The organism is Nitrosopumilus sp. S4 (genome assembly GCF_054515835.1).
The window spans coordinates 295,295-318,141 of the sequence record NZ_CM137258.1; the positions used below are offsets into that span (position 1 = coordinate 295,295).

Here is a 22,847-nt window from a genome sequence, read left to right on the forward strand (position 1 = left end):
TGGAGTATATGAATATGAATAAACAAATTCTTTTAGGCTTTTTGATTTTACTTACATCCACAATTGGAATGTTTCCTGCAGGTGCCTTTGCCAATCAAGCAATAGACTCTGACGGTGACGGTGTTCCAAATGATATTGATCAGTGTCCTCATCTAAAAGAAGACTATGATCCTCGATATGGTAACAACATTGATGGCTGTCCTGCTGATTTTGTTCCATGGTATGATGCTGATTCTGATGGAATAGAAGATCATATTGATAATTGTCCAACTGTAAAAGAGACTTACAACAAATTCCAAGACGATGACGGCTGCCCTGATATTGCTCCAAGTGGAACAAAAGATATTGCTGATTCAGACGGTGATGGTTATCCTGATTATATGGACAAGTGTCCAAATCAACCAGAAACATTCAATGGCATTGATGACAAAGACGGCTGCCCTGAAAATGCCATGAATCTAAAAGATTCTGATAGAGATGGCATTTCTGATCCTTTGGATGCATGTCCACTAGAACCTGAAACATACAATAGATTCCAAGACGATGACGGTTGTCCTGACTCTGTTGATTCTACAACAGCTCAATATCAATTCCCAGATACTGACGGTGATGGAATTGAAGATAGATGGGATGCATGCATTAATGAACCAGAAAACTATAACGGATATCTTGATTGGGATGGTTGTCCTGATGTCCCAGGAGCTGAATCTTTGAAAATCATAGATTCTGACTATGACGGTATTCCTGATGATAGAGATGAATGTCCATTAGAGCGTGAAAATTATAATAAATTCCAAGATGATGACGGTTGTCCGGATTTAATTGAGTATAAGTTCACTGGTGATATCGATGGTGATGGTATTCCAGATAAAGATGATTTATGTCCTTTCAGTCCTGAAACATATAACAAGTACCTAGACTTGGACGGCTGCCCTGATCATATTGCAGATGATAAATTTGCAGCAGATACTGACGGTGATGGAATAATTGATAGAATAGATTTATGTCCAAATCAACCTGAAACATTTAACGGATTCCAAGACAAAGACGGTTGTCCTGATTCATTAGGTTTTAATGATAAAGACAGAGATGGTGTTTTAGATAACTTAGATGAATGCCCATCTGAACCTGAAACATACAATGGATTCCAAGATTTAGACGGTTGTCCTGACTCTGTTGATTCTACAACAGCTCAATATCAATTCCCAGATACTGACGGTGATGGAATTGAAGATAGATGGGATGCATGCATTAACGAACCTGAAAATTATAATGGTTACTTAGACAAAGACGGTTGTCCTGATGTTCCAGGTGCTACTTCACTAGAATTTCTTGATGCTGATTATGATGGAATTCCAGATCATCTAGATCAATGTCCAACAGTTGCTGAAAGATATAACGGATTCCAAGATGATGACGGTTGTCCTGACAGCATTCTTCTTCAATACAATGGTGATTCAGACGGTGATGGCATCCTTGACGATGTAGATCAATGCCCACTTGCTAAAGAGACTTATAATAAATTCCAAGATTGGGATGGCTGCCCTGATTATGTTGCAGATGATAAATTATCAGCAGATACTGATGGTGATGGAATTCCAGACAGGATAGATCTCTGTCCTACTCAACCTGAAACATTTAACGGATTCCAAGACAAAGACGGTTGTCCTGATAGATTATCAACACAACTTGACTCTGACATGGATGGAATTCCAAATATTTTAGATGAATGCCCATCTGAACCTGAGACATACAATAGATTCCAAGACGATGACGGTTGTCCTGACTCTGTTGATTCTACAACAGCTCAATATCAATTCCCAGATACTGACGGTGATGGAATTGAAGATAGATGGGATGCATGCATTAACGAACCTGAAAATTATAATGGTTACTTAGACAAAGACGGTTGTCCTGACGTTCCAGGTGCAGAGTCTACTATTCCAACCTATGCTGACTCTGACAATGATGGATATCCTGATGTAGTTGACACTTGTCCTACTCAACCTGAAACATGGAACAAATACTTAGATTGGGACGGTTGCCCTGATATTGCTCCAGAACAGCAAAGATTTGTCCATGATGATGACTTGGATGGTATCATAAATGATCTTGACTTGTGTCCATTTGATCCTGAGGATTATGATGGTGACAGAGACGAAGACGGCTGTCCTGATCCATGATCTCAGATTTCATAATTTTAGAAGAATCTATTTAACGTGAGACTTAATAAATACGTGATATTAGCGGTGTCATAGATAATGAATAAACAAATTCTTTTAGGCTTTTTGATTTTACTTACATCCACAATTGGAATGTTTCCTACAGGTGCCTTTGCCAATCCAGCAATAGACTCTGATGGTGATGGTGTTCCTGATGATGTTGATTTTTGTCCTCATCTAAAAGAAGACTATGATCCTCAATATGGAAACAACATTGATGGCTGTCCTGCTGATTTTGTCCCATGGTATGATGTGGATTATGATGGAATTCAAGATCATATTGATAATTGTCCAACTGTAAAAGAGACTTACAACAAATTCCAAGACGATGACGGCTGCCCTGATATTGCTCCAGGTGGAACAAAAGATATTGCTGATTCAGACGGTGATGGCTATCCTGATTATATGGACAGATGTCCAAATCAACCAGAAACATTCAATGGCATTGATGATAAAGACGGCTGCCCAGAAAATGCATTAACCTTAACTGATAGAGATAGAGATGGAATTTCTGATACTTTAGATGAATGTCCACTAGAACCTGAAACATACAACAAATTCCAAGACGATGATGGTTGCCCTGACTCTGTTGATTCTACAACAGCTCAATATCAATTCCCAGATACTGACGGTGATGGTATAGATGATCGATGGGATGCATGTTTGAATTCACCTGAAAATTATAATGGATTTCTTGATTGGGATGGTTGCCCTGATGTTATTGGATTTTCTGAAGCCTTGATTGATTCTGATTATGATAGTATTCCAGATTCTCGTGATGCATGTCCATTGGAACGTGAAAATTTTAACAAATTCCAAGACGAAGATGGATGTCCTGATACTGTAGAATATGAAGTGACTGGTGATGTTGACGGAGATGGAATTCCAAATCAATATGACTTGTGCCCTTATGCAAAAGAGACTTACAATAAATTCCAAGATGATGACGGTTGTCCTGACGCTGTTGGAACTAATACCTTTACTTATGATTCAGACGGTGATGGAATTGTTGATAATCTAGATCATTGCCCAAATCAACCAGAAACATTCAATGGATTTTTAGACGATGATGGTTGTCCTGATACCCTTAACTCTACACTTGACTCTGACATGGATGGAATTCCAAATGTTTTAGATGAATGTCCACTAGAACCTGAAACTTACAACTTTTTCAAGGATGGTGATGGATGCCCAGATGCTTCTGGAACAGTTGTGTCTTCTTACGTTTTTCCAGATGCTGATGAAGATGGAATAGATGACAGATGGGATGCATGTCCTAATGAAAAAGAAAACTATAATGATTATCTTGATAGAGATGGATGCCCAGATGTACCTGGTGTTTCAAAATCTGCATTATCTGATATTGATTATGACTTAATTCCTGACATCTTTGATGAATGTCCAAACCTCCCTGAAAAATATAATGGATTCCAAGACGAAGACGGTTGTCCTGACACAATAGCTTATGACTCATTTGGTGATTCAGATTTTGATGGAATTCCTGATAATATCGATGAATGTCCAAATGCTCGAGAAACTTACAATAGATTCCAAGACGAAGACGGTTGTCCGGATACTATTGCTGATAACAAATCAACAGCTGATTCAGATGGTGATGGAATTGTAGATAATCTAGATCGTTGTCCAAATCAACCTGAGACTTACAATGGATTCCAAGACAAAGACGGTTGCCCTGATACCCTTAACTCTATACTTGATTCTGATAGGGACGGAATTGCAGATATTTCTGATGCTTGTCCATTAGAGCCTGAAACCTACAACTTTTACCAGGATGAAGACGGTTGCCCAGATGCAACTGGCTCAATCATTCCATCTTATAGTTTCCCAGATGCTGATGGCGATGGAATAGATGACAGATGGGATGCATGTCTTGATGAACAAGAGAACTTTAATGGGTACTTGGATTGGGACGGCTGTCCAGACGTTCTAGCAGCACAATCTACTATACCTACAAAAATTGATTCAGACGGTGATGGCTACTATGACCACATAGATTTGTGTCCTACTCAACCTGAAACATGGAACAAATACAATGATCATGATGGGTGCCCAGACATTGCTCCAGAACAGCAAAGATTTGTCCATGATGATGACTTGGATGGAATCATAAATGATCTAGACCTATGTCCATCTGATCCTGAGGATTATGATGGTGACAGAGACGAAGACGGCTGTCCAGATCCATAGAATTTTATTTCTTGTCTGATTTTTAAAATGGTAAATATATTATAAATTCTAACTCTGTATCATGCTTCCAAAATTTTCTAGTAGGGCATTTTTGGCTCCAATGGCAGGAGTAAGTGATCCTGCATTAAGATTACAATGTAAACAAATGGGGGCAGGATTAGTTGTAACAGAGTTTACTAATATTCATAGTATCATTGCAAAAGAAAAGCAATTAAAAGAAAAAATGAGTACTATACAAGAATTTATTGAATTCTCTGAAAAAGAAAGACCTCTGTCTGTTCAGTTATTTGGTTCTGATCTAAATGCTTTAGAGCAAGCCGCAAAAATTGTTGAACCCTATTTTGATATTATTGATTACAATATGGGTTGTCCTGCACCTCATATTACTCAACAAATGGCAGGTGGTGCTCTTTTACAAGAAGTTAATCTAACTAATCAAATTTTTGAAACTCTTGTTAATGCGGTAAAAAAACCTGTTACACTCAAAATTCGTGCCGGTGTTACTGATGCTAGCAAATTTCTTTTTAGAGAAATTGCTGAACTTGCAGAAGACAAGGGAATTCAAATGATTACATTTCATCCAAGAACCGTAAGTCAAGGATACTCTGGAAATGCAGATTGGAAATTAATTAAAGAGCTCAAAGAAATTTCTACCGTGCCTATAGTTGGAAATGGTGACATTACCACTCCCGAAGATGCAAAAAATATGCTTGATCAAACAAATTGCGATTATATAATGATAGGACGAGGAGCAATGGGAAATCCATTTTTATTTGAACAAATCAATGATTATCTAAAAACTGGAACATACAAGGAATATTCTTTTAAAGATAGATTGAATTCATTTTTTGATTATTTGCATTTAACAACAAATTATAAAATTAAATTTGCAAACATAAAGGGTCAGGCCATGAGATTCACCAAAGGAATGAAAGGTGGGGCTAAATTGCGCTCTAAAATTACGTTTTCAAAAACTATTGAAGAACTAGAAAAAATCATGACAGATGCTTACCAAGACTCTTAAAATTTCATATTAATCTAGGAACTCTTTACATTTGTTCATGTTTTAATCTAAAATGTCATTGAATTTTAAAGCAAATTGGACTATTCTTATATATTTCAACATGGAATTTTATGTATGAAAATAGGAGTTGAATCATAATTGGCAACAGCTTATGTTCTCATAAATTGTGAGCTAGGTTCTGAAGAAGCAGTAATCTCTGAACTAAAATCTATTGAAGGAGTAAAGGAAGTACATGGAACCTTTGGTGCTTATGATATCTTGGCCAAAGTTGAGTCTGGACAGGTAGAAGCTCTTAGAGAAACAATTACCTGGAAGATTAGAAAAATCCCAAAAATTCGTTCAACACTTACACTAATGGGAATTGAGGGACAACAATAATTTTCCAAAATCCTTTGCTTTTATACTTAAATTGTAATACTATTCCATCCCTTCAAAACAATCGTCTCCCAAAGAGGCACCTATCTGAGAGGAGTAGTGACCCTCTCAGAAGTTTCATAAAATAATTAATTTTATAATAAAAGAAATGATTAGAGGGCTTCAGAACCTCTCTTTTTTGATGCAATGTTGATAACATCATCAACTGATGAAATCACAATTATACCATCTCCTGCTTTACCAGTAAATGCTGCATCTATAATGGCTGATGTAACCGATTCTACTTTTGAGTCATCCACTATTGTACTTACAGTTGCAACTTTATTGAATTCTGCGATAAAAGTTCCTGTTCCTCTTCCTGCTCTCATTGTTTGTCTTTCGCCAGAACCCCTACCATTTCCTTCTAGAATGGTAAATCCTCCGACTAACTCTTTGATTGCATTGGAAACAGCACCTGTTTTATCAATATGTACAGTTGCCTCAATTCGTTTCATTTTCATTCATTTTTTATTATTGTTTAAAAAAGATCATATGTTTTTTTTTCATTTTTATGATACTATTTTTGAATTGGTTATTTTATTATCCTCTTGCCTTTTTAGTGTAAAAAAATATGAAAAATATGAAAAGTGATGAAAAACGCTCTCATAGACTAAACTATCTCTTGAAGTGTTATTTGATAAATCCACAAGAAAATCAGCTTTATCAGAGAGCTAAACAAATGGGCGTTTCTGATTCTACTGCTAAAGATTACATTAGAACAGTCATAATCCAAGCCCAAAAAATCTACTCAAAATAGATTTTTTTTAAATAATTAAAATTCAAATATTATTTTTTTGATAAAGAAATCATACGAAATGTTAAACAAGCTAATCATAAATAATCAAATTGGGATGAATTTTACATGACTGATCCATTATTAGATGATGTAAAGGCACTTTTAGACAAAGATTTTGGCGATGACCGCATACTCAAGCAAATTTGTAGAGCATGTGAAAATAATGAAGTTATCAGCAATTATGAACGAAATTATGTGAGGCAATTAGCAGAAAAACATCTTGGCAAAAAACCAATCATTAAAACCCCTACACCAGAAGATAAACCCGTAATTCCTGACGTTGTTTTACCTGAAGTTAAAACAATTCAACAACATCAGACATATCAAACTAAACCGCAGCCCAAATATTCTTCCAATGTAAAAAATTCTAAACTTTACCTAGGTATTGGTGGAGTTGCACTAGTGATAATAATTGCTTTAGCTGTTTCATTTAGCGATATTTCTGAAACATCGCCTGTATCAGTTAAAACTCCAACAAGTACAGAACCTACTTCTCTATCTGTTCAAACTGATTTATCATCATATTCTAATAAAGATCTAATCTCAATTAGCGGCATTTCTGATACATCAGGAACTATAAATTTATCAATTCTAAATAATAATAATGAATTAGTTTGGTCTGAACAAGTTTCTACCAAAAGTGATGGAAGATTTTCCACATTAGCTATTGCTGGTGGCACTGGATGGGAAAACTCTGGAACTTATACTCTTAAAGTTGATAATGGTAAAGAAACTAAATCTAGTACCTTTTCCTTTTCAAAGTAATTTACTAGAATTCTTTCCAATGAGAATCTAGTAACTCTCTTAGTTTCTCAACTGTTATCTCATTCATGTATTCTCTGTAAACAATGAATTTGTTTTGACGATTTGATTCTTCACCGTAAATGTCAGTAGTGTTTTTAGGGATTGCCCCTGACTTCCATTGCCTCATTTCAAATAACCAAACTGTTGCATCAGGATTTGAAAAGTCAATATCATCACAGCCTACCACATAAAGAAAACATTTTGTCGCTTGGTTTAGTTTCTCATGTAATTTTTCATAGGCAATCATCTGTCCCTTGGCAATATTGATCTTATCGTTATGAAATCCCTTGAATTCTAAAACGATAAATCCCCCATTATGCTCAATTAGCCAGTCAATATCGGTCCCACCTGAGGCTACCATACCATGTACGATAAGATCCCCTAAAACCTCTCTTCCTCTAGTAAATTCAGTCTCATCAAAAATCTGGTATTTTGCCTTTGGGCTCTTTCTAATTGGCTGGGGTATTTGCTTAGATTTTGTTAAATTGTCTTTTTGGTACAATGTATTGATTAAATCTATAGTCTCATCTGCCATAAATTATCGAGACGCTAACTAGATGATAAGAAAGTTTGTAAAATATTATACAGTTTTACTATTTTTATGATTATCTACAGTAAAATTCCCCTGCCCCATCTTTATACAAAACAAAATAATCATCAGGATTTTTTTTACCCTTCTTTGCATTTAGTGCATCTTGATACATTTCAAAATGTTCCACTAAATACAATTGATTGTCAGTATCTGCAAAGTAGTCAATTGCAACTAAATTAAATCCAGTTTGTGGTGTAAGTTTGATTTTTTCTTTTTCAAATGAATCTTGAGTCAATTAATACAAATGAAATTAATTATTCATCATAAATCATCAGATTTTTTTCTTCTAATAATGAATGCAAGTTATGTACCGAACGATAAACATCGGATTCTTTTTTTGCTCCTGTGCATACCAATTTTCCTGATGCAAATAACAAAATGACTGTTTTTGGATCAAGCATCCTATGAATTAATCCTGGGAATTGCTCTGGTTCATACATGCTTCTAGGTAAAGTTCTTGCTGCTTTTTCTAAATGTATTTTTCCACCTAAATTAATTGCAGCTACAATATTTTGAACTGTAATTACTGCATCTTTTTTTATTTTGATTTTTCCTTTTCTTAATTTTTGAACTACTGTGTTAACTGCTTTTATTGCCATGTCCTCAGACTTTGCCCCTGTACAAACCATTTTTCCTGTTCGAAAAATTAGTGTTGCAGTTCTTGGATTTGTTAATCGAAAAACGAGTCCTGGAAATTGTTCAGGATGATATTCAGTATCGGGAAATTTTGCAGTTATGTCATTAAGATCAATTTTTTGATCTACTGATGCAGATGCTACAACGTTTTCAACACTAACAATAGGCTTCGTTTGAGGCATAACGAGGGGATTTAAATACTTCCTTTATATATACTAGTCCGATTTTTTGGAATATTTGAAATTTTCAATGATGTCCAATCCACTGATATCGAAATTCCTCATCAATGATTTCTGACATTATTTCATTATTTTTTATTTTAGTTTTTGGTAAATCTACTTCAAAGAAACCTAATTGACCTTTACAAGGAATTGGAATTCTAAATGCTTTTGCATTCTTTAATTGAAATCCATATGTTTTATTATAATGATCTTTGGAGGCAAAATGAAATTTTTTATCGGCATTGATCTCTTTTAATGAATTATATTTTTTTACATCAAATAGTTCTGCTTTGCCAACAATAGCACCTGTTACGAATTTTTTCTTTATTTTCAATCTCTTGGAATCTTCAGTTCTGATTTTAATTGGTGCATGAATTAAAAATTCCCCTCTAAAATTTGTATTCCACTTTCTTAATTCAATAATTTTTTTTCCTGAGATGATTAAATCAGCAAATGGTTGGGAAACTGAAAGGCATTTCAAAATATTATTCGGTAGCTACTTTGATATATTGACCTGGATTTTTACCTCTACCTTCAGGTAGGTTTGTAATTCCTCCATTCAAACTCTGAGTAACAATTCCTTTACTTGCAAGTACTTGTGCCGTCATAAGTGAAGTATTTCCAGCCATACAAACTAACAAGGATTTTCCTTTTGAACCATTTAGTTCCTTACTAAGTTCTTCTGGAATTTGTTGAGTTGATAATAATTGATTGATGGTACTTGCTTTTGGTATGGAAATTTTAGATTTGTCAATTCCTAATGATTTTGCAATCATTTCTATCCCTTCTTCTTTAGGGGTATATTGTGTATGCACCCAAATAATTCTATCATAATCATTTACTATTGATGATGCTTGCTCTAATGAAATATTTATTGGCATTTTATTTTTTGAAATCTGTTCAAAATTCTTCCTGTATTTTTCAATTCCATCTGCCACAATAATGACAAATTTTTTATAATTTCCAGATTTTGCCATCTCCATTGCCGAAAATAATTCTAGTGCTGTGCTTTCTCCTATATCGTGTCCTTTGTCCACAAAATACTTTAAAAGAAATTTTGCTTTCTCAAAATCTACCTCATGCTCTGCTGCATATGTGTTAGGATCATATAGTGTCAATCCTGTGGCTTTGGCTTTAGTTCTAATCCCTGCGACATCTTGGCCTGGGATTGGAAAAACTACGTGAATTGATTTTTTCCCATATTTGTTAGTCATATATTGACTCAAACCTCCTGACGTTCCTCCAGTACCAAATGAACAAACTATTTGATAATTTTCTAATGAATCTCCGTTTTTGTGAAGCTGCTGATCAATCTCAGGTGCTGTTACTGTTTTATGAATATCAATATTCAATTCATTATCGTATTGTTTTGGACAGAATAAATTGTAAATTTTTGCAAGAAATCTTGCCAAGTTAATGATGTCTTGTTTAGCTAATAGTGATTCTATGTCTTGAATATTTTCATCAAAAATTTTGGGATCAAAACCGAGCTCTGCTAATTGTGAACGAATATTTCCAGCAGTTGCTTTTGCAGCCAACTCGTCTGCTTTGTTTTCCATTCCTGGTGCAGGACAAATATCCATATCCAAATCCATTATTCGAATATTTTCATTTCTTAATTCTTTGAACACTCCTTCTTGTAACTTTCTTGATACAAGTGCAACTACATTTACGCCAATCTTTGATAATAGACCAAGTGCTATACCAAAGTTTCCTGAAGTAGCTTCGATTACTGTTTGATTTCCTTTAAGATTTCCAGATGTGATTGCATCATGGATGATGTGTGAAGCAGCTCTTACTTTGATTGAACCGCTTAATAATGCAGAATCAAACTTTCCATAAACTTTCAAATCATTTCTATCAAGATCTATTTTATACACATTTTTGGCACATTCTATGAAATCTTCAGTAAGATCAACTAATGGTGTTGGGTTTACAATTTCTGTTTCTTTCAAATGAGGTATTTTATTCCATATTTCTTGTTCAAATTTTTCTAACAAGACATTGTCAATGGAATTGTTTTTATTTTCACTCAAAATTCTCTCTAGGGTTGCATCAATTCTAATCTCATATAAAATATTTCATAAGAAAAATGGTGTGAATGGAATTAATACTCATTGATTTAGACATCTAAAACACTGATTACTTTACTTGGAATGTCTTTTAGTCTACTTACAGCCATTGTTTTTTCGTATCCTAAATGCCTGAGATTATTGGCAATAGTCGTTGCTCTGAGGGTATTTGGGCCTAATCCTAAGGCTACCATCTTAATCCCTAGTCCTTTGAGAGATTTTGTCATATTTCTTACGGCATCCGGATCTGATGGTTCTCCATCTGTTAATGTCAAAAAAATGTCTGGTCTTTTTGATTGCAATGTTGGAAACATTTTATCATAAACTTCTGCTAATGGAGTTGAACCATTTGCAACAACCTGAGTTAATCTTTTTGCAGTTATATTGTTCCACTTTACATTATCTGCTTTGATAGACCAGCAAACAACTGATCTGTTTTCAGTACTGAATGCATAAACTGCAAATTTTACTTTGAGATATGATAAAACTTCACAGAGTGCTAGAGTTGCTTTTTTGTATTCAAGTGCATCTGATGCAATACTAGATGAATGATCTAATAATATTACAATTTTTGTTTTAATTGATTTTTTAACATCTGTAAAAAATGGTTCATGACCTTCGATGTAATTTTCTTCATCAAACTCTTCTCCTGATCTGAGATGTTGCTCTTTCCATCCCGTCTTCCATTCTTTGAATTTAACTTTTAATCCATTAATCAAATTCATATCGTAAATTGTTGTTTCATCGACATTTTTTGTTGATGGGATTTGAATTCCAATTGCTTCAGGAGTCAATCCTTTATTTTCACTCTTTTTATTCTCATCAAGTAATACTTTGTATTCTCCATAAACATTATCCCCTCTTAAAATCGCAGATGAATCTACAGATCCAAAATCCCCTTCTTTATTTTTGGAAATAATTTTTAGAACTTTTAATAATTCTTCTTCGGTTAGTGCCATTCCAGCTTTTAAAAATGACACTGACATTGGAATTGTTAGCAGAGAATCTATATCTAGAATTTTAATAATTTGACTAACATTTTTTTCAAGCCATTCTGTACCATGATTTTCCTCAATTGCTTTTTTTACAATTTTTTTTGCAAAAATAGATGCTTCTTTAATTTTTTCAAAGTGACTTGATTGTATTTCTCCTTTTATTGCTCCAAACATAAAATACTGGTAAAATGCCTCTACGATTCTGGCTTTACCATAAACTGTGTGTAATTGAGGCCTTTCTACTAGCATGTAGGCATAATTAAAAATAATTTCATCTGTCATCCCTTTCCAAATTTTTCTTCCTAACTGCTCAATTCTTGATGTCTCAATTGTATTTAGAATAAAACCAAATGCATGATCATTGCTAAGAATTTTTTTACAGTACTTTATTCTCATTGCTTCATACCATAATGAGGTTCTTAATTGTCGATATTTTTGAAAATCATTTCCAATTCTCTTTTCAAGTGGTGTAAGTATTACCTTATTTTCATTTAGTCTTGTCTTAGTTTCAACTTTATCTGAGATCTCAACTATCATGTTGTCTCTTTCAGACCATCGTCTTACAAGAAAAGTAGCAATCTCAACTAAAGACTCGTTTTGAAGTTGAATTGCTTGCATCTAATTTCCAAACATAGAAGTAATGATGTCGCTTACTTTTTGATATTCTATACTTCCCCATTGCGTGTAAACATTTCCAAAAACATAATTCGCAGCATCTTTTGGAGACATTCCTTTTTCTACCAATTTTCCAAATGCTATTGTTTCCCTCAAGCTAGGTGAATAAAATAATTCTTCTACAGCAGCTGCTTGTCTTAATGTATTTGCTAATTTTATTGCTTGAACTAACTCTGAATCCTTTACTCCTGAAACATGTTTTTTGATAATTTCAAGTTCTACATCTTCTGGTGGATATTCTAATCTAATTCTTACAGGAAATCTGCTTAAGATTTGTGGAGGTAATTCTTTTGTTCCACTATGTGTTAATGGATTGATTGTAGCTATTACAAACCATTTCTCATTGGCCTTTACTAGTTCCCCTGTTGATTCTTTTAGCATAATTTGTCGTCGATCATCTAATGCTTCATCTAATCTCAATAACACGTCTGCTTCAGCCGAATTAATTTCATCCAAGTAAAGCAAATCTCCTTGCCTCATTGATTTTATCAAAACACCTTCATCAAAACTTACTGTTCCATCGGTTAGGGTTTTTGTCCCGACAAGATGACTTTCTCTTGTTCTGAGGCTAAAATTTATGGAATCTAAATTTGAATTCATACTTTTTGCAAAATCTCTAACTAGAGATGTTTTGCCTGTTCCTTTTGGACCGATAATTAATACAAAAAGACCTGCTTCATAGGCTTTTTTTAAAATTTGAATGGAATTATTCCAATCAAGATATTGAGTTTCTTCCAAGTATGTTTTTAATGATTATCTCAATATTTAATATTAGATCTATTTATCAAATGCTTCTACTTTTGCAAAAGCCTCATCAAGTCTTTGATGTAATGTTTTATTCCATTCTTCAAATCCGGAAGGATCTTTTGGATAGTTATAGTAATGCTCAACTAACCATTGATTTTGTTTTGATGTGTATCGCAGTCCGTCTGCAACTGTTTTATTCATTGCACCTCTGATAATCATTCCAATTTTACCTAGTCCTGAAAAGTCAGGATGTTCGCCTTTACTGATTGATTCTACATCAAGATTTCCCAAAAAGTGTTTCATTCCATAACTGATTTGCTCGTTACTCATTTGTTGTACTAATCTTCTAAACAATTCAAGACCTGCAGTTTTGTATCCATACTCTTTGATAAAATCTAAATTGTATTGCCAAAGTCCTGCTTCTGTTACATCATTTGCTTCAATTGCTTGTGCTACATTGTTTCCAAGAATAGTTCCTGCAATTAATGCCGGACCAATTCCACCTGCATCAATTGGTTTTGGCATCCATGCTGAATCACCAACTAACATGTATCCACCAGAGACCATACAATCATTTTGTCTTCTAACAGACACTTGAAAAATTCCTGAATTGTTATTGATATCTTCTGGGTCTTCTGATAGTTTTGGATTTTTTATTGCAGTATTGCGATTTAGGTATTCCTTCATTAAAGATTCGACATTGTCTTTTTTACCTAATCTTTTATTTCGTCTTTCTAAGAGTGACTTTTCTACCCCTAAACCAATGTTGACTTTGTTTTCTGCTTTAGGAAATACCCAACCATATCCACCAGGGGCAATATCTTGGTCTAAGTGAATTATACAATAATCAGGATCAAATTCGGAAAGATCTTTTTGCCCTTGATCAAAATACATAATGTATCTGCCAGTTGATTCCAAATCTCTTCTATCGATTCTTTTTTCAACCTTTGTAGAATTTTGAAGTCCGTTTCTTAGCATTGATGTAACTCCTGTCGCATCAATAACAATTTTTGATGTTTTTTTGTAGGGCTGTTTTGTTTTGTTATCTATTCCTTTAACTCCAACTGCTTGCTGTCCTTCATAAATTAAACCAGTTAGATTAATTTCATATTCAAACTCAATTCCCATTTTTTTACATCTTTCATTTTGAATCTCAGGTAGTTTTTGACGATTAAGCATGTATCCTGCACCATCAAATGGAATTGCAGTTTCTTTATCTGGTGAGAATGCCATTACTCCTTTAACATCATGTTCAATTTCAGGTCTGGTCCATTCGACTTTGATCCTTTTTGACATAAAATCAACTGCTTCTTTGGAGCATGCATCTCCACATACCCAACCTGCCAATGATTTTCTACCTGGCAAAAATTCTGTGTTTCTATCAATTACTAGGATTTTCAGATTTTGTTTAGAATAATGAGCTATAGCTTGTGCTGTAATAGTACCTGCAAGTCCTCCACCTGCAACAATAACATCATAGTCTGCCACGTTTATGGGGTTCGTCTATCCGTATTTAAAATAATACCATCATGATTATTGCGAAATTATTTGGAAATTCAATTGATCTGATGATTTATGGGGTCGGTTCGTCGCGGCGTCTTCATAGTATTCACTCAGACTGGAGCGGCTGTTATTTCCTCATTCCCAAATGATATTCTTCTCTTATTCCTATTTAATCTAGTAGGCAATTTGAAAAATTTCTGTAAATGACTTGATTGTATCTTTTTTATTGTAAATCGGCGTATGGATTTTTATTTTTATTGTATCTTTTTCTTTGATTGCTAGATTACCTTTGATTAATTCCTGTTTGTCTAATCTCATATGAAATCTTGAATCTACGGTTCTTTCTTCAATCTCATCAATTAACTCATTAATTTGATCTTTTGACAATAATCTTACAAGTTTATTCATAAATTTTTGAGCATTTTTTTTGGTAAGTTTTGCATTTAAGATTTTGATGGGATTATCAAAATATCCTAAGGTTTCTTTTATCTCAAAATCTTCTTCTTCTAAATCAAACAATTCAAATGATTTGAAAATTTTTGAAATATCTTCAGTGGCATGAACTATGACATCAATAGAAATTTCTATCTTTTCAATCATGATTGATTTTGAATGATTTCAGATTTTATGCTTCAAGCAACACTGTTTCTTTTTCTGCAGTTCTGATAAGTTTGACTTTCTCAAGACCCACATGTCTTACTCTAATTACTTTCTTAAATGCAGCCATGATGTCTGAGTTAATCTTACTGTAACAAGTTGCTTGCACAAATTGATCAATAGTCATATCTGGTACTGTTTTATTGATTACATCTCTTGCAATTAGTCTAAGAGCGTGTTTTCTAGATGTATTTAGTTGTCTGTGAGTAAGTGCAATTACTTTAATTCTAAAGATGTATCCATCTTTAGTTTTGATATCTATGATGAAATTAATTTTTGATGAACCTCTTCTGACCAAACTTCGTAAAAATTCTTTTGAATATTCAAATCTCTTGAACATTGTTGTTGCCTTTTCTCCTTCCACATTGTTTATCTGGAAATAGATTTTGTATTGGTGCTGTGAGGGATCTCCTTTTAGAATATCATATAATGTAACTTCTAAAACTCGTCCTACTGCATTTTCATCATCAGTGATTGGTACGTAAGCTATTGGAACATTGTTAAATGATTCTGGAGCACTAACTGTAACCCAGCGTTTTTCTCTCCACTTGTCCTTTACTCGACCTTTTCTACGTGCCAATTATTATCGACCTTTGAATCCAAAATATAAGGGTATGTCACTAGATTTCTTTCTGATTTCCCATGTATTTTTGTAAAACATCTGGAATTCTAATATGTCCGTCTTTTGTTTGATTGTTCTCCATTATTGCTACCAAAATTCTTGTTGTAGCAATTAGTGTGCTATTGAGAGTGTGTAGATATTGAGTATCCTCATTTGTTTTATCTCTGAATCTGATCTTTAATCTGCGAGCTTGATAATCTAGACAATTTGAACATGAAACAATTTCCCTGTATGCATTTTGTCCTGCCATCCATGCCTCAACATCATATGTCTTTGCAGAAACTTTGCCCATATCTCCACTTGATAGTAGCATGACTCTGTGAGGAATTCCTAATTTCTGATAAAATTCTTCCACAACTGACAGCATACGTTCATGTTCCTTCCAAGAGTCTTCAGGTCTTGAAAATACAAATTGTTCAATCTTATCAAATTGATGAACTCTGAAAATCCCTTTCTGATCCCGACCATGTGCCCCTGCTTCTTTTCTAAAACAAGGACTAATTCCAGCATATCTGAGAGGAAGATCTTTACCATCTATGATCTCCTTTGAATGCATTGCAGCCATGGCATGCTCTGATGTTCCAATCATGTAAAGATCTTCTTGGTCAACCTTGTAGATGACATCCTCAAAATCATCAGCAATAACTGCTCCTTCCATTGATTCTCTATTGATCATATATGGTGGCTGAACTAAGGAATACTTTTTTTCTGCAAGAAAGTCTAATCCAAAATGAATTAGTGACTGATTTAATCTAACTAAATCATTTTTCAAGTAATAAAATCTGGCCCCTGCAACTTTTGCTGCTCTCTCCAAATCTACCAGATCCAAATTTTCTGAAATATCAATATGATCATTTACCTTAAAATCAAAATTTGGAATTTCTCCCCATTTTCTAATCTCTTTGTTGAAACTTTCATCAGCTCCAATTGGAACTGATTCATCAATAAGATTTGGAATAGTTAATGCCAATCTTGAATATTCTTTTTCTATTTCTGATTGTTCTGATTCTAACTTTGTTAATTTTCCAGAGATCTCAACCATTTCATTTAAGATCTGGGTTGTATCCTCCCCTGCTTTTTTCATTTTTGAGATTTGTATTCCGATCTCATTTTTCCTTTTTCTAAATTCATCAGTCTTGATAATAAAATCACGTCGTTTTTGATCAGATTCTATTAGCGCATCTAAATCAAAATCTACAGATCTTGCTTTTAGCATATCTTGAATTTTTTGAGATTTTTCCTTGATTAATTTAGGATCTAACATTATTCAATCACCTTCAATACTACCTGAATATGCTCTAATACTTCATCAATGGTTCCAATCAATTGTTTCATGTTTTTCTTACTCTCAAAATTAAAAACTAGTTTGTTATCAATATTTTCAACATTAAGACTCAATCCTTCGGGAAAATTCACATTATCTGGTTCTAATGCCTTTTTGACAGTTTCTGCCTTTTCTTTTGATATTTTATTGATTATTACTTGGACTTGACACGTTAACGACATTTACTTCTAAATAATTAAGAAATTCATCTAATTTGTCTTTAGTTATTTTTGCTCCAGCTGCTGCATTGTGTCCTCCTCCAACACCATCAAATTTTTCAGCACCGGTTCTCATTAATTCACTTAGATTGATATCCGAATTACAGCCATAGGATTTTCTTGATGAGAACTTTATTGTGTTCTCTTCTCCCTTGGTTCTCAAAATTACTATTTTTCCTGCATTTTTAGGTGAACCTGCAATTAATGATGAAATGGTACCTGTCATGGTTTCAGGAACTATGTCTTCACCATTTACCATTATACATGTCTCACTTTCTGAAATTCTCCATCTCTCATTTGCTAGAATACTCATGTATTCTCTGATCATTTTTCTATAATCTGTTAAAATCGATTCTCCTTCTCTTAGGATCTTATTTCGATCACCCATACATACTGCCATGCCGACACCAGAGCGATTTATTCTTCCACACGAGTTTAGCATAGTTGAAAACTCTCGTCCATCCCGCAAGAAACTTCTCTTGTCTTCTCTTGGAAATGTGTAGGTATATCCGATTAATTCTGACATTATCTCAGTGGAATTTTTACCGGAGGTGAATTTTGTAATGGACTCAATAACCTGTCTTTTTTCCTCCTCGTTTAGTTCAGCAGGTACCCTCCATCTACCTCCTTCTTTTAACTCAATTCCAGATGAATTAAGAAGTGAAAGACAAGTATCCCTATTCCATGTTAATCCTTCAATAAATGGCTGAGATGTAAATGCTAATGCATCTGGAAGTGGTCTTGTTTCTCTTCCAACTAAAAGTAGGTCTAAATCAATATCTACTAATCCTAACTCTTTGGCAGTATTTGCAATCTCGAAATTCTTTCCAGTAAATGACTTTCTTTCTCCTTGGTCTTGTCTGTCTCCTAAAGCAGAAACTACGGCAATTGAAGACAAATCTGAATTTTTCTCATCAAGGGCTACTGATGCTAGATATGCCATTCCACCAGCACATATCTCAACTCCGCCATCAATTCCATAACTCCATGCGTTGATGACATTTTCATTATCTTTTTCTTCATCAGAAATTTGATGATGATCTAAAACGATCCAATTATCTCCTAGTTTTTCATTGAGCTCTTTTGCAAACCCTCCTCCCAAATCAGTTACAATGTGAAAGTCTCTAGAATCTGTTTTGAATGATTCAACAATTTTTTTACTAAATTCTTTTGATGTTCTAACTGTACAATTTGCCCCTTCTCTGATTAGTGCTTTGGTAATGATACTTCCTGATGTAAGTCCATCACAATCGATATGGGTTGTAACAGAAATTGATTTTTTTGATTTTATGCAATCTGAAATTTTATCTTTGAAAAATGAAAGTGATTCGTCAAGTGATTTTGTCATTACTCTAATTGAGCAACCACGGATTTATATTTCCATTTTGCTGGAATTCGTCCTATTCTTTTGTAATATACAGATAGTCTGTGTACTTTGGCTTCAATTAATTCCAAAGATCTGACATTTCTATTGTCTCCCTTGTTTTCTTTGAGGTGTTTTTGAAGACCAACTGCTTTTCGGACAATGTTGTCTAGGTCTTCAGGCATTTCTGCTCTCAAATCATTTTCTTCAAGAATTTGACCAATGCCCTTTTTGGTAATTGGTTTGATTAATGGAATTGAATGCTGATCTCTTAGTTTAATTCCGATTTGGCTAGGAGTCAATCCGTCTTTGGAATATTTTATTACTAATTCTTCAATTTCTGCTGGACTCTGTGTAATCCATGAAGGTGCACGTAGAGTAGCTGGTCTGATGGAATGTGATTTTCCATGTCTGTGAGTGTGCATTCTTCCCATGATTTTGCACAATTTAGAACAGAATTAAACGTTACTTCTACTGATCTCGTACATAATACCGAAAATTGGGGCTCAGAATAAAAGTTAAATAAGTCACCGGGTTCAAATCGAACAGGTAAACCGTATGAATACAAAAATACTCTTAACAACAACAATGCTAGCTGTATTTTTCTTCGGTGCTATTGGTGCAGCATCAGTTGCATTTGCACAGTACATGGGAAATGTCGGCGACCAAGGTGAAACCGGAGCTTATACCTTAGAAGAAGCACTTGAAATTCAAAGAAGAAGAATTGAAGCTGCTGAAGCAAACCCATCATCGGGTTCAGGAACTCCATATCTTGACGCAGGCGGTGTAGTTGGTGCATCAGTAATTGCAGCAGCTGTCTTCGGTGGTATTGCAGGAGCCTTCTTCATTAGAGGAAGATCTGGTAAATACGCAGCAATGGGTAGAGGATAGTAAAACCTCACTTTTCTATTATTTTATTAGACTCTCTTAGTGGATACTGATCTCGTACTTTGTGAGAATAAAAGAAATGTATATATCGCACAAATAGAGCCAAAATATACAATGACTCCTATCGTAGGAATTTTCCTAAGCATCCTGTCTTCAATTACAGGACAATTAGGACCAAACTATGATCCATTATTCTATGATGTAATGATTTACATCTTCGGAACCATGATGTTCACAATATTCCTTCTCGGAATTATCTCATTCTGGTTACGTGTACACGGATGGGCTTACAAAGACAACCGTGAGAGATGGGTTGACGAATTAGACAGACACTTTGAAAGAGAAGGTATTGGTCTGATTCCAGACAACGGTAAATACTGGTAAAATCACTTCCTTTCTTCTTTTCATTATTTTTAAAATCTCAAGTTTTTACTTGCACAATTTTTTTAAAAATTTAATTTTTTATCAAAGTCGTAGATTCTATTTTTCTAATTCTGGTAGGAAATCCTTGTCCTTAGATGAATCATAATCCTTTGTAGTAAATACTCCCTTGTAGTGATATCCATCCTGTAATGGGGTATTGATGAAATGAGACGATTCTTTATCGTTTACATAAAATGTAGATTTATCCTGATCCATATCCCTTAGGGGGAAATCCCACATCCACAAAAAGTGTCCAATCTCCCATGGGTAATCTTCTTCCCATTCAACATAGATGGTTCCATCATCTGTTAGTGTATACATGGTTCTTTTACATTCTCCATCATTTAGTCCGGCATTGATATTGGCAGGAATTGGTGTTGGAAGACCGTCAATAATTAACTCCAAAGTGACTTTCATTTTGTATGGGGTTTCTCTATCATTGATGCATACTTTGAGAGGATCGTTTTGACTAAACTGACCCTGAAGAACGGAACTGATTGCTCCTACTGATACTGCTATTATTGCTGTGATTATTAAAAATCTGATAGTTTTTTTCCTTTTGTAGGGATCACCCATTCCAGGATATTTCATCGTGTTGCCTTTGACAAGATATACCTTAAAGTCCTTTCTTTTACTCTATCATTATCTCAATTGTATCGAGCTTATCTTGATGATCTGCAATATAGTATGTGATTTCATCTGAATCAATTTCAAGCCATTCTGACTCTCCTTTGTATGGGATGTAATCTTCGATGAATAAATCTCCAGGTCCGGTCATTCTAACAATTACTTTTTCATTTTTTGTTTTTATCTCAAAAGGAAGTTTGAGAACTTTACCTCTTCTCTGATTTTGAATATTTACTTTGAATTTATCTGAACGAAATTCTACCTCTCCAAAAAAATAACTCTGAAAAATATCTAGTTTGATAATTTTGAAACTTAGCATATTTTCATATTAATTTTCTAGAAGATAAAACTTGGTTTATTCAATTACGTAAAACGTAAGTTCATTGAAAATGAAAAGGAAAAGGTTGGGTGTTTATATTACTTGCCAGGGTCGTGTTGCAAACGTAATGACATATCCAACGCCAATGATGATTGATTGGTAAGCTATGTTGGTATATGGGATTGGTTTGATAATTGGATCTCCTTCAACTACTACTGTTTGACCTGGACCAAGTCCTGGACCAACTTTTGCTACGTTGAGTTGGGTGTGTACGTGGTATACACCTGCTTCAAGTGCTTTTGCAGATAGTGAGTAATCAATGACTGAGTTACCTGGAATGTCAAAGACGTTTCCTGGTGGGTCTCTTGCCAACATTTCCCATCTGTTACCTGCGTTGGTTGACTCTGAGAAGATAGATAGCCATCCTCTAAGGTCTCTTTCTACAAGACTGACTAATGTTCCTTGAAGTGTCAAGGTTTCGCCAGTTTGCAGGGATTGTCTGTTGAAGGTTTCATCCTCAATTCTGATGAAACGACTCTGAAGTTGTGCTTGGACACCGTGTGCATCTGCAGTTGGAAGTATGGATTCAACCCAGTTGAAACCTAAAGTTCCTAGTGCAAGTACTACAGCTAGTCCAAATACGAAAATCTTTTTTTCGACCATAGTTATCCCTAATATTGAGAAAGAAATACACATCGTTATATGTTTTACCTTGATAGCGAGGATCGATGCTTTAACCATTGTTTATCATCAATGATTAACAATGAAAATGAGAAAAAAATGATAAAATTATTTCAATTCAAATTAATAAAAAGAGAAAATTTCATCAATTTTTGATATAATTTGTAAGAAATTTGATTCTAATTTATTATTTCTAAAACTCTTACTTTATATGCCGAACTCACATGATTGTATCCATGGCACAGATGCCCGCATTAATCCCAAAAGAAGTTGAGATTCAGAGACTTAAAAAAATCTGGCTCATCGTTATTGCTATGGGTTCCACTGCAGCATCAGTCGAAGTAGATAACTTCGTCGATGGATCACTACATCAGACATCTATCAGAGATAGTGCTTTCACACCAGCTCACTGGTGGTTGTATTCCCACTTCATCGCATTACCACTTGGATGGGGAGCAGCAGCAATCTATGATAGAAAAGTTCCAGTTCTTAGAGGCCCAAATAATTCAATGAACACTGGTTTGAAGATGACCATTCTAGGTTACCTTGCAACAATGTTTACAATTGGAGTCAATGAGATGTGGCACTTCTGGTTTGTAGAGGAGATCTTTGCAGTACCAAATCACTGGATGTTTAACATGGGTGTTGTAGTAGCATTCATGGGTGCACTTGCATACGTAGTCAGAGTATATGCTAGACTCGTAGAACTAGGTGCAGAAACTCCTGGAGAAAACCCATATGTTGCAGAAATGTACAAGATGGCCTTAGAAGGCAAATTGTACAGCAGAGCAATACCATAGACAAAAGTGCAAAAGC

General features: G+C 34.5%; 27 protein-coding genes. 9 read left to right on the forward strand and 18 right to left on the reverse strand.

Translation table 11 applies throughout. From position 1 onward, the window contains the following. Positions 1–14: 14 nt before the first annotated feature. The 4 genes from ACX119_RS01485 to ACX119_RS01500 all read left to right on the forward strand — a co-directional run bounded on the left by ACX119_RS01485 (position 15) and on the right by ACX119_RS01500 (position 5,832). The gene (locus tag ACX119_RS01485; protein ID WP_459351392.1) at positions 15–2,183 is read left to right on the forward strand and encodes a thrombospondin type 3 repeat-containing protein; all 2,169 of its coding nucleotides are present in this window, start codon (positions 15–17) and stop codon (positions 2,181–2,183) included. 78 nt (positions 2,184–2,261) lie between these two features. Further along, positions 2,262–4,430, forward strand: a complete 2,169-nt coding sequence (locus tag ACX119_RS01490) for a thrombospondin type 3 repeat-containing protein (protein ID WP_459351393.1) — start codon at positions 2,262–2,264, stop codon at positions 4,428–4,430. A 61-nt stretch (positions 4,431–4,491) separates the two neighbouring features. Beyond that, the gene (dusB, locus tag ACX119_RS01495; RefSeq protein WP_459351394.1) at positions 4,492–5,454 is read left to right on the forward strand and encodes a tRNA dihydrouridine synthase DusB; all 963 of its coding nucleotides are present in this window, start codon (positions 4,492–4,494) and stop codon (positions 5,452–5,454) included. Positions 5,455–5,592: 138 nt separating this feature from the next. Continuing rightward, positions 5,593–5,832, forward strand: a complete 240-nt coding sequence (locus tag ACX119_RS01500) for an Lrp/AsnC family transcriptional regulator (protein WP_109877013.1) — start codon at positions 5,593–5,595, stop codon at positions 5,830–5,832. Positions 5,833–5,981: 149 nt separating this feature from the next. Here the strand turns inward: ACX119_RS01500 and ACX119_RS01505 are convergent, their stop codons facing one another. Continuing rightward, positions 5,982–6,323 carry a P-II family nitrogen regulator gene (locus ACX119_RS01505; RefSeq protein ID WP_459351395.1) on the reverse strand — a complete coding sequence of 114 codons (342 nt, stop codon included), beginning with the start codon at positions 6,321–6,323 and terminating at the stop codon, positions 5,982–5,984. Between the two features lie 116 nt (positions 6,324–6,439). Here ACX119_RS01505 and ACX119_RS01510 point away from each other — a divergent pair, with 116 nt between their 5' ends. Next, on the forward strand, positions 6,440–6,625 hold the full coding sequence (locus ACX119_RS01510) for a hypothetical protein (protein ID WP_459351396.1): 186 nt from the start codon (positions 6,440–6,442) through the stop codon (positions 6,623–6,625). A 105-nt stretch (positions 6,626–6,730) separates the two neighbouring features. After that, positions 6,731–7,429 carry a hypothetical protein gene (locus tag ACX119_RS01515; RefSeq protein WP_459351397.1) on the forward strand — a complete coding sequence of 233 codons (699 nt, stop codon included), beginning with the start codon at positions 6,731–6,733 and terminating at the stop codon, positions 7,427–7,429. A gap of 4 nt (positions 7,430–7,433) precedes the next feature. Here the strand turns inward: ACX119_RS01515 and ACX119_RS01520 are convergent, their stop codons facing one another. The 14 genes from ACX119_RS01520 to ACX119_RS01585 all read right to left on the reverse strand — a co-directional run bounded on the left by ACX119_RS01520 (position 7,434) and on the right by ACX119_RS01585 (position 19,527). Then, the gene (locus ACX119_RS01520) at positions 7,434–8,003 is read right to left on the reverse strand and encodes a hypothetical protein (RefSeq protein WP_459351398.1); all 570 of its coding nucleotides are present in this window, start codon (positions 8,001–8,003) and stop codon (positions 7,434–7,436) included. A 70-nt stretch (positions 8,004–8,073) separates the two neighbouring features. After that, a complete protein-coding gene (locus ACX119_RS01525; protein WP_459351399.1) occupies positions 8,074–8,295 on the reverse strand; it encodes a hypothetical protein in 222 nt (73 codons plus the stop codon). A gap of 19 nt (positions 8,296–8,314) precedes the next feature. Beyond that, entirely contained in the window at positions 8,315–8,878 is a 564-nt protein-coding gene (locus ACX119_RS01530) for a TATA-box-binding protein (RefSeq protein ID WP_459351400.1), read from the reverse strand. A gap of 64 nt (positions 8,879–8,942) precedes the next feature. Next, positions 8,943–9,398, reverse strand: a complete 456-nt coding sequence (locus ACX119_RS01535; RefSeq protein ID WP_459351401.1) for an ASCH domain-containing protein — start codon at positions 9,396–9,398, stop codon at positions 8,943–8,945. A gap of 4 nt (positions 9,399–9,402) precedes the next feature. Beyond that, entirely contained in the window at positions 9,403–10,953 is a 1,551-nt protein-coding gene (locus ACX119_RS01540) for a pyridoxal-phosphate dependent enzyme (RefSeq protein ID WP_459351402.1), read from the reverse strand. An 86-nt stretch (positions 10,954–11,039) separates the two neighbouring features. Then, entirely contained in the window at positions 11,040–12,602 is a 1,563-nt protein-coding gene (locus tag ACX119_RS01545) for a vWA domain-containing protein (protein ID WP_459351403.1), read from the reverse strand. After that, complete coding sequence (locus tag ACX119_RS01550) at positions 12,603–13,397, reverse strand: AAA family ATPase (protein ID WP_459351404.1); 795 nt, start codon at positions 13,395–13,397, stop codon at positions 12,603–12,605. A 39-nt stretch (positions 13,398–13,436) separates the two neighbouring features. After that, the gene (locus tag ACX119_RS01555) at positions 13,437–14,894 is read right to left on the reverse strand and encodes an NAD(P)/FAD-dependent oxidoreductase (RefSeq protein ID WP_459351405.1); all 1,458 of its coding nucleotides are present in this window, start codon (positions 14,892–14,894) and stop codon (positions 13,437–13,439) included. Between the two features lie 189 nt (positions 14,895–15,083). Next, positions 15,084–15,509, reverse strand: coding sequence for an RNA-binding domain-containing protein (locus tag ACX119_RS01560; RefSeq protein ID WP_459351406.1), 426 nt, complete (start codon positions 15,507–15,509; stop codon positions 15,084–15,086). A 25-nt stretch (positions 15,510–15,534) separates the two neighbouring features. Further along, positions 15,535–16,146, reverse strand: a complete 612-nt coding sequence (locus ACX119_RS01565) for a 30S ribosomal protein S3ae (RefSeq protein ID WP_459351407.1) — start codon at positions 16,144–16,146, stop codon at positions 15,535–15,537. A 40-nt stretch (positions 16,147–16,186) separates the two neighbouring features. Further along, a complete protein-coding gene (gene serS / locus ACX119_RS01570; protein WP_459351408.1) occupies positions 16,187–17,452 on the reverse strand; it encodes a serine--tRNA ligase in 1,266 nt (421 codons plus the stop codon). Next, positions 17,452–17,694 (reverse strand): KEOPS complex subunit Pcc1, encoded by a 243-nt coding sequence (locus tag ACX119_RS01575; protein WP_459351409.1) that lies wholly within the window; start codon positions 17,692–17,694, stop codon positions 17,452–17,454. Before ACX119_RS01575 ends, serS begins: the two co-directional genes overlap by 1 nt. Beyond that, on the reverse strand, positions 17,657–19,078 hold the full coding sequence (locus ACX119_RS01580) for a DHHA1 domain-containing protein (protein ID WP_459351410.1): 1,422 nt from the start codon (positions 19,076–19,078) through the stop codon (positions 17,657–17,659). The genes ACX119_RS01575 and ACX119_RS01580 overlap by 38 nt, the downstream gene beginning before the upstream one ends. Further along, complete coding sequence (locus tag ACX119_RS01585) at positions 19,078–19,527, reverse strand: 30S ribosomal protein S15 (protein WP_459351411.1); 450 nt, start codon at positions 19,525–19,527, stop codon at positions 19,078–19,080. The genes ACX119_RS01580 and ACX119_RS01585 overlap by 1 nt, the downstream gene beginning before the upstream one ends. A 124-nt stretch (positions 19,528–19,651) precedes the next feature. On the opposite strand from ACX119_RS01585, the gene ACX119_RS01590 reads away from it, so the two are divergent. Together ACX119_RS01590 and ACX119_RS01595 are read left to right on the forward strand one after the other, a co-directional pair. Then, positions 19,652–19,984, forward strand: a complete 333-nt coding sequence (locus ACX119_RS01590; protein ID WP_459351412.1) for a hypothetical protein — start codon at positions 19,652–19,654, stop codon at positions 19,982–19,984. 111 nt (positions 19,985–20,095) lie between these two features. Then, a complete protein-coding gene (locus ACX119_RS01595; protein WP_048097284.1) occupies positions 20,096–20,365 on the forward strand; it encodes a hypothetical protein in 270 nt (89 codons plus the stop codon). A 96-nt stretch (positions 20,366–20,461) separates the two neighbouring features. On the opposite strand, the gene ACX119_RS01600 is transcribed toward ACX119_RS01595, so the two are convergent. From ACX119_RS01600 to ACX119_RS01610, 3 genes are all read right to left on the reverse strand, one after another. Beyond that, positions 20,462–20,995, reverse strand: coding sequence for a hypothetical protein (locus ACX119_RS01600; protein WP_459351413.1), 534 nt, complete (start codon positions 20,993–20,995; stop codon positions 20,462–20,464). Between the two features lie 40 nt (positions 20,996–21,035). Beyond that, positions 21,036–21,350, reverse strand: coding sequence for a hypothetical protein (locus ACX119_RS01605; protein WP_459351414.1), 315 nt, complete (start codon positions 21,348–21,350; stop codon positions 21,036–21,038). A 93-nt stretch (positions 21,351–21,443) separates the two neighbouring features. Next, a complete protein-coding gene (locus tag ACX119_RS01610) occupies positions 21,444–22,013 on the reverse strand; it encodes a methane monooxygenase/ammonia monooxygenase subunit B (RefSeq protein WP_459351415.1) in 570 nt (189 codons plus the stop codon). 254 nt (positions 22,014–22,267) lie between these two features. Here ACX119_RS01610 and ACX119_RS01615 point away from each other — a divergent pair, with 254 nt between their 5' ends. Continuing rightward, positions 22,268–22,831, forward strand: coding sequence for a methane monooxygenase/ammonia monooxygenase subunit C (locus tag ACX119_RS01615; protein ID WP_297593421.1), 564 nt, complete (start codon positions 22,268–22,270; stop codon positions 22,829–22,831). Positions 22,832–22,847 lie beyond the last annotated feature (16 nt).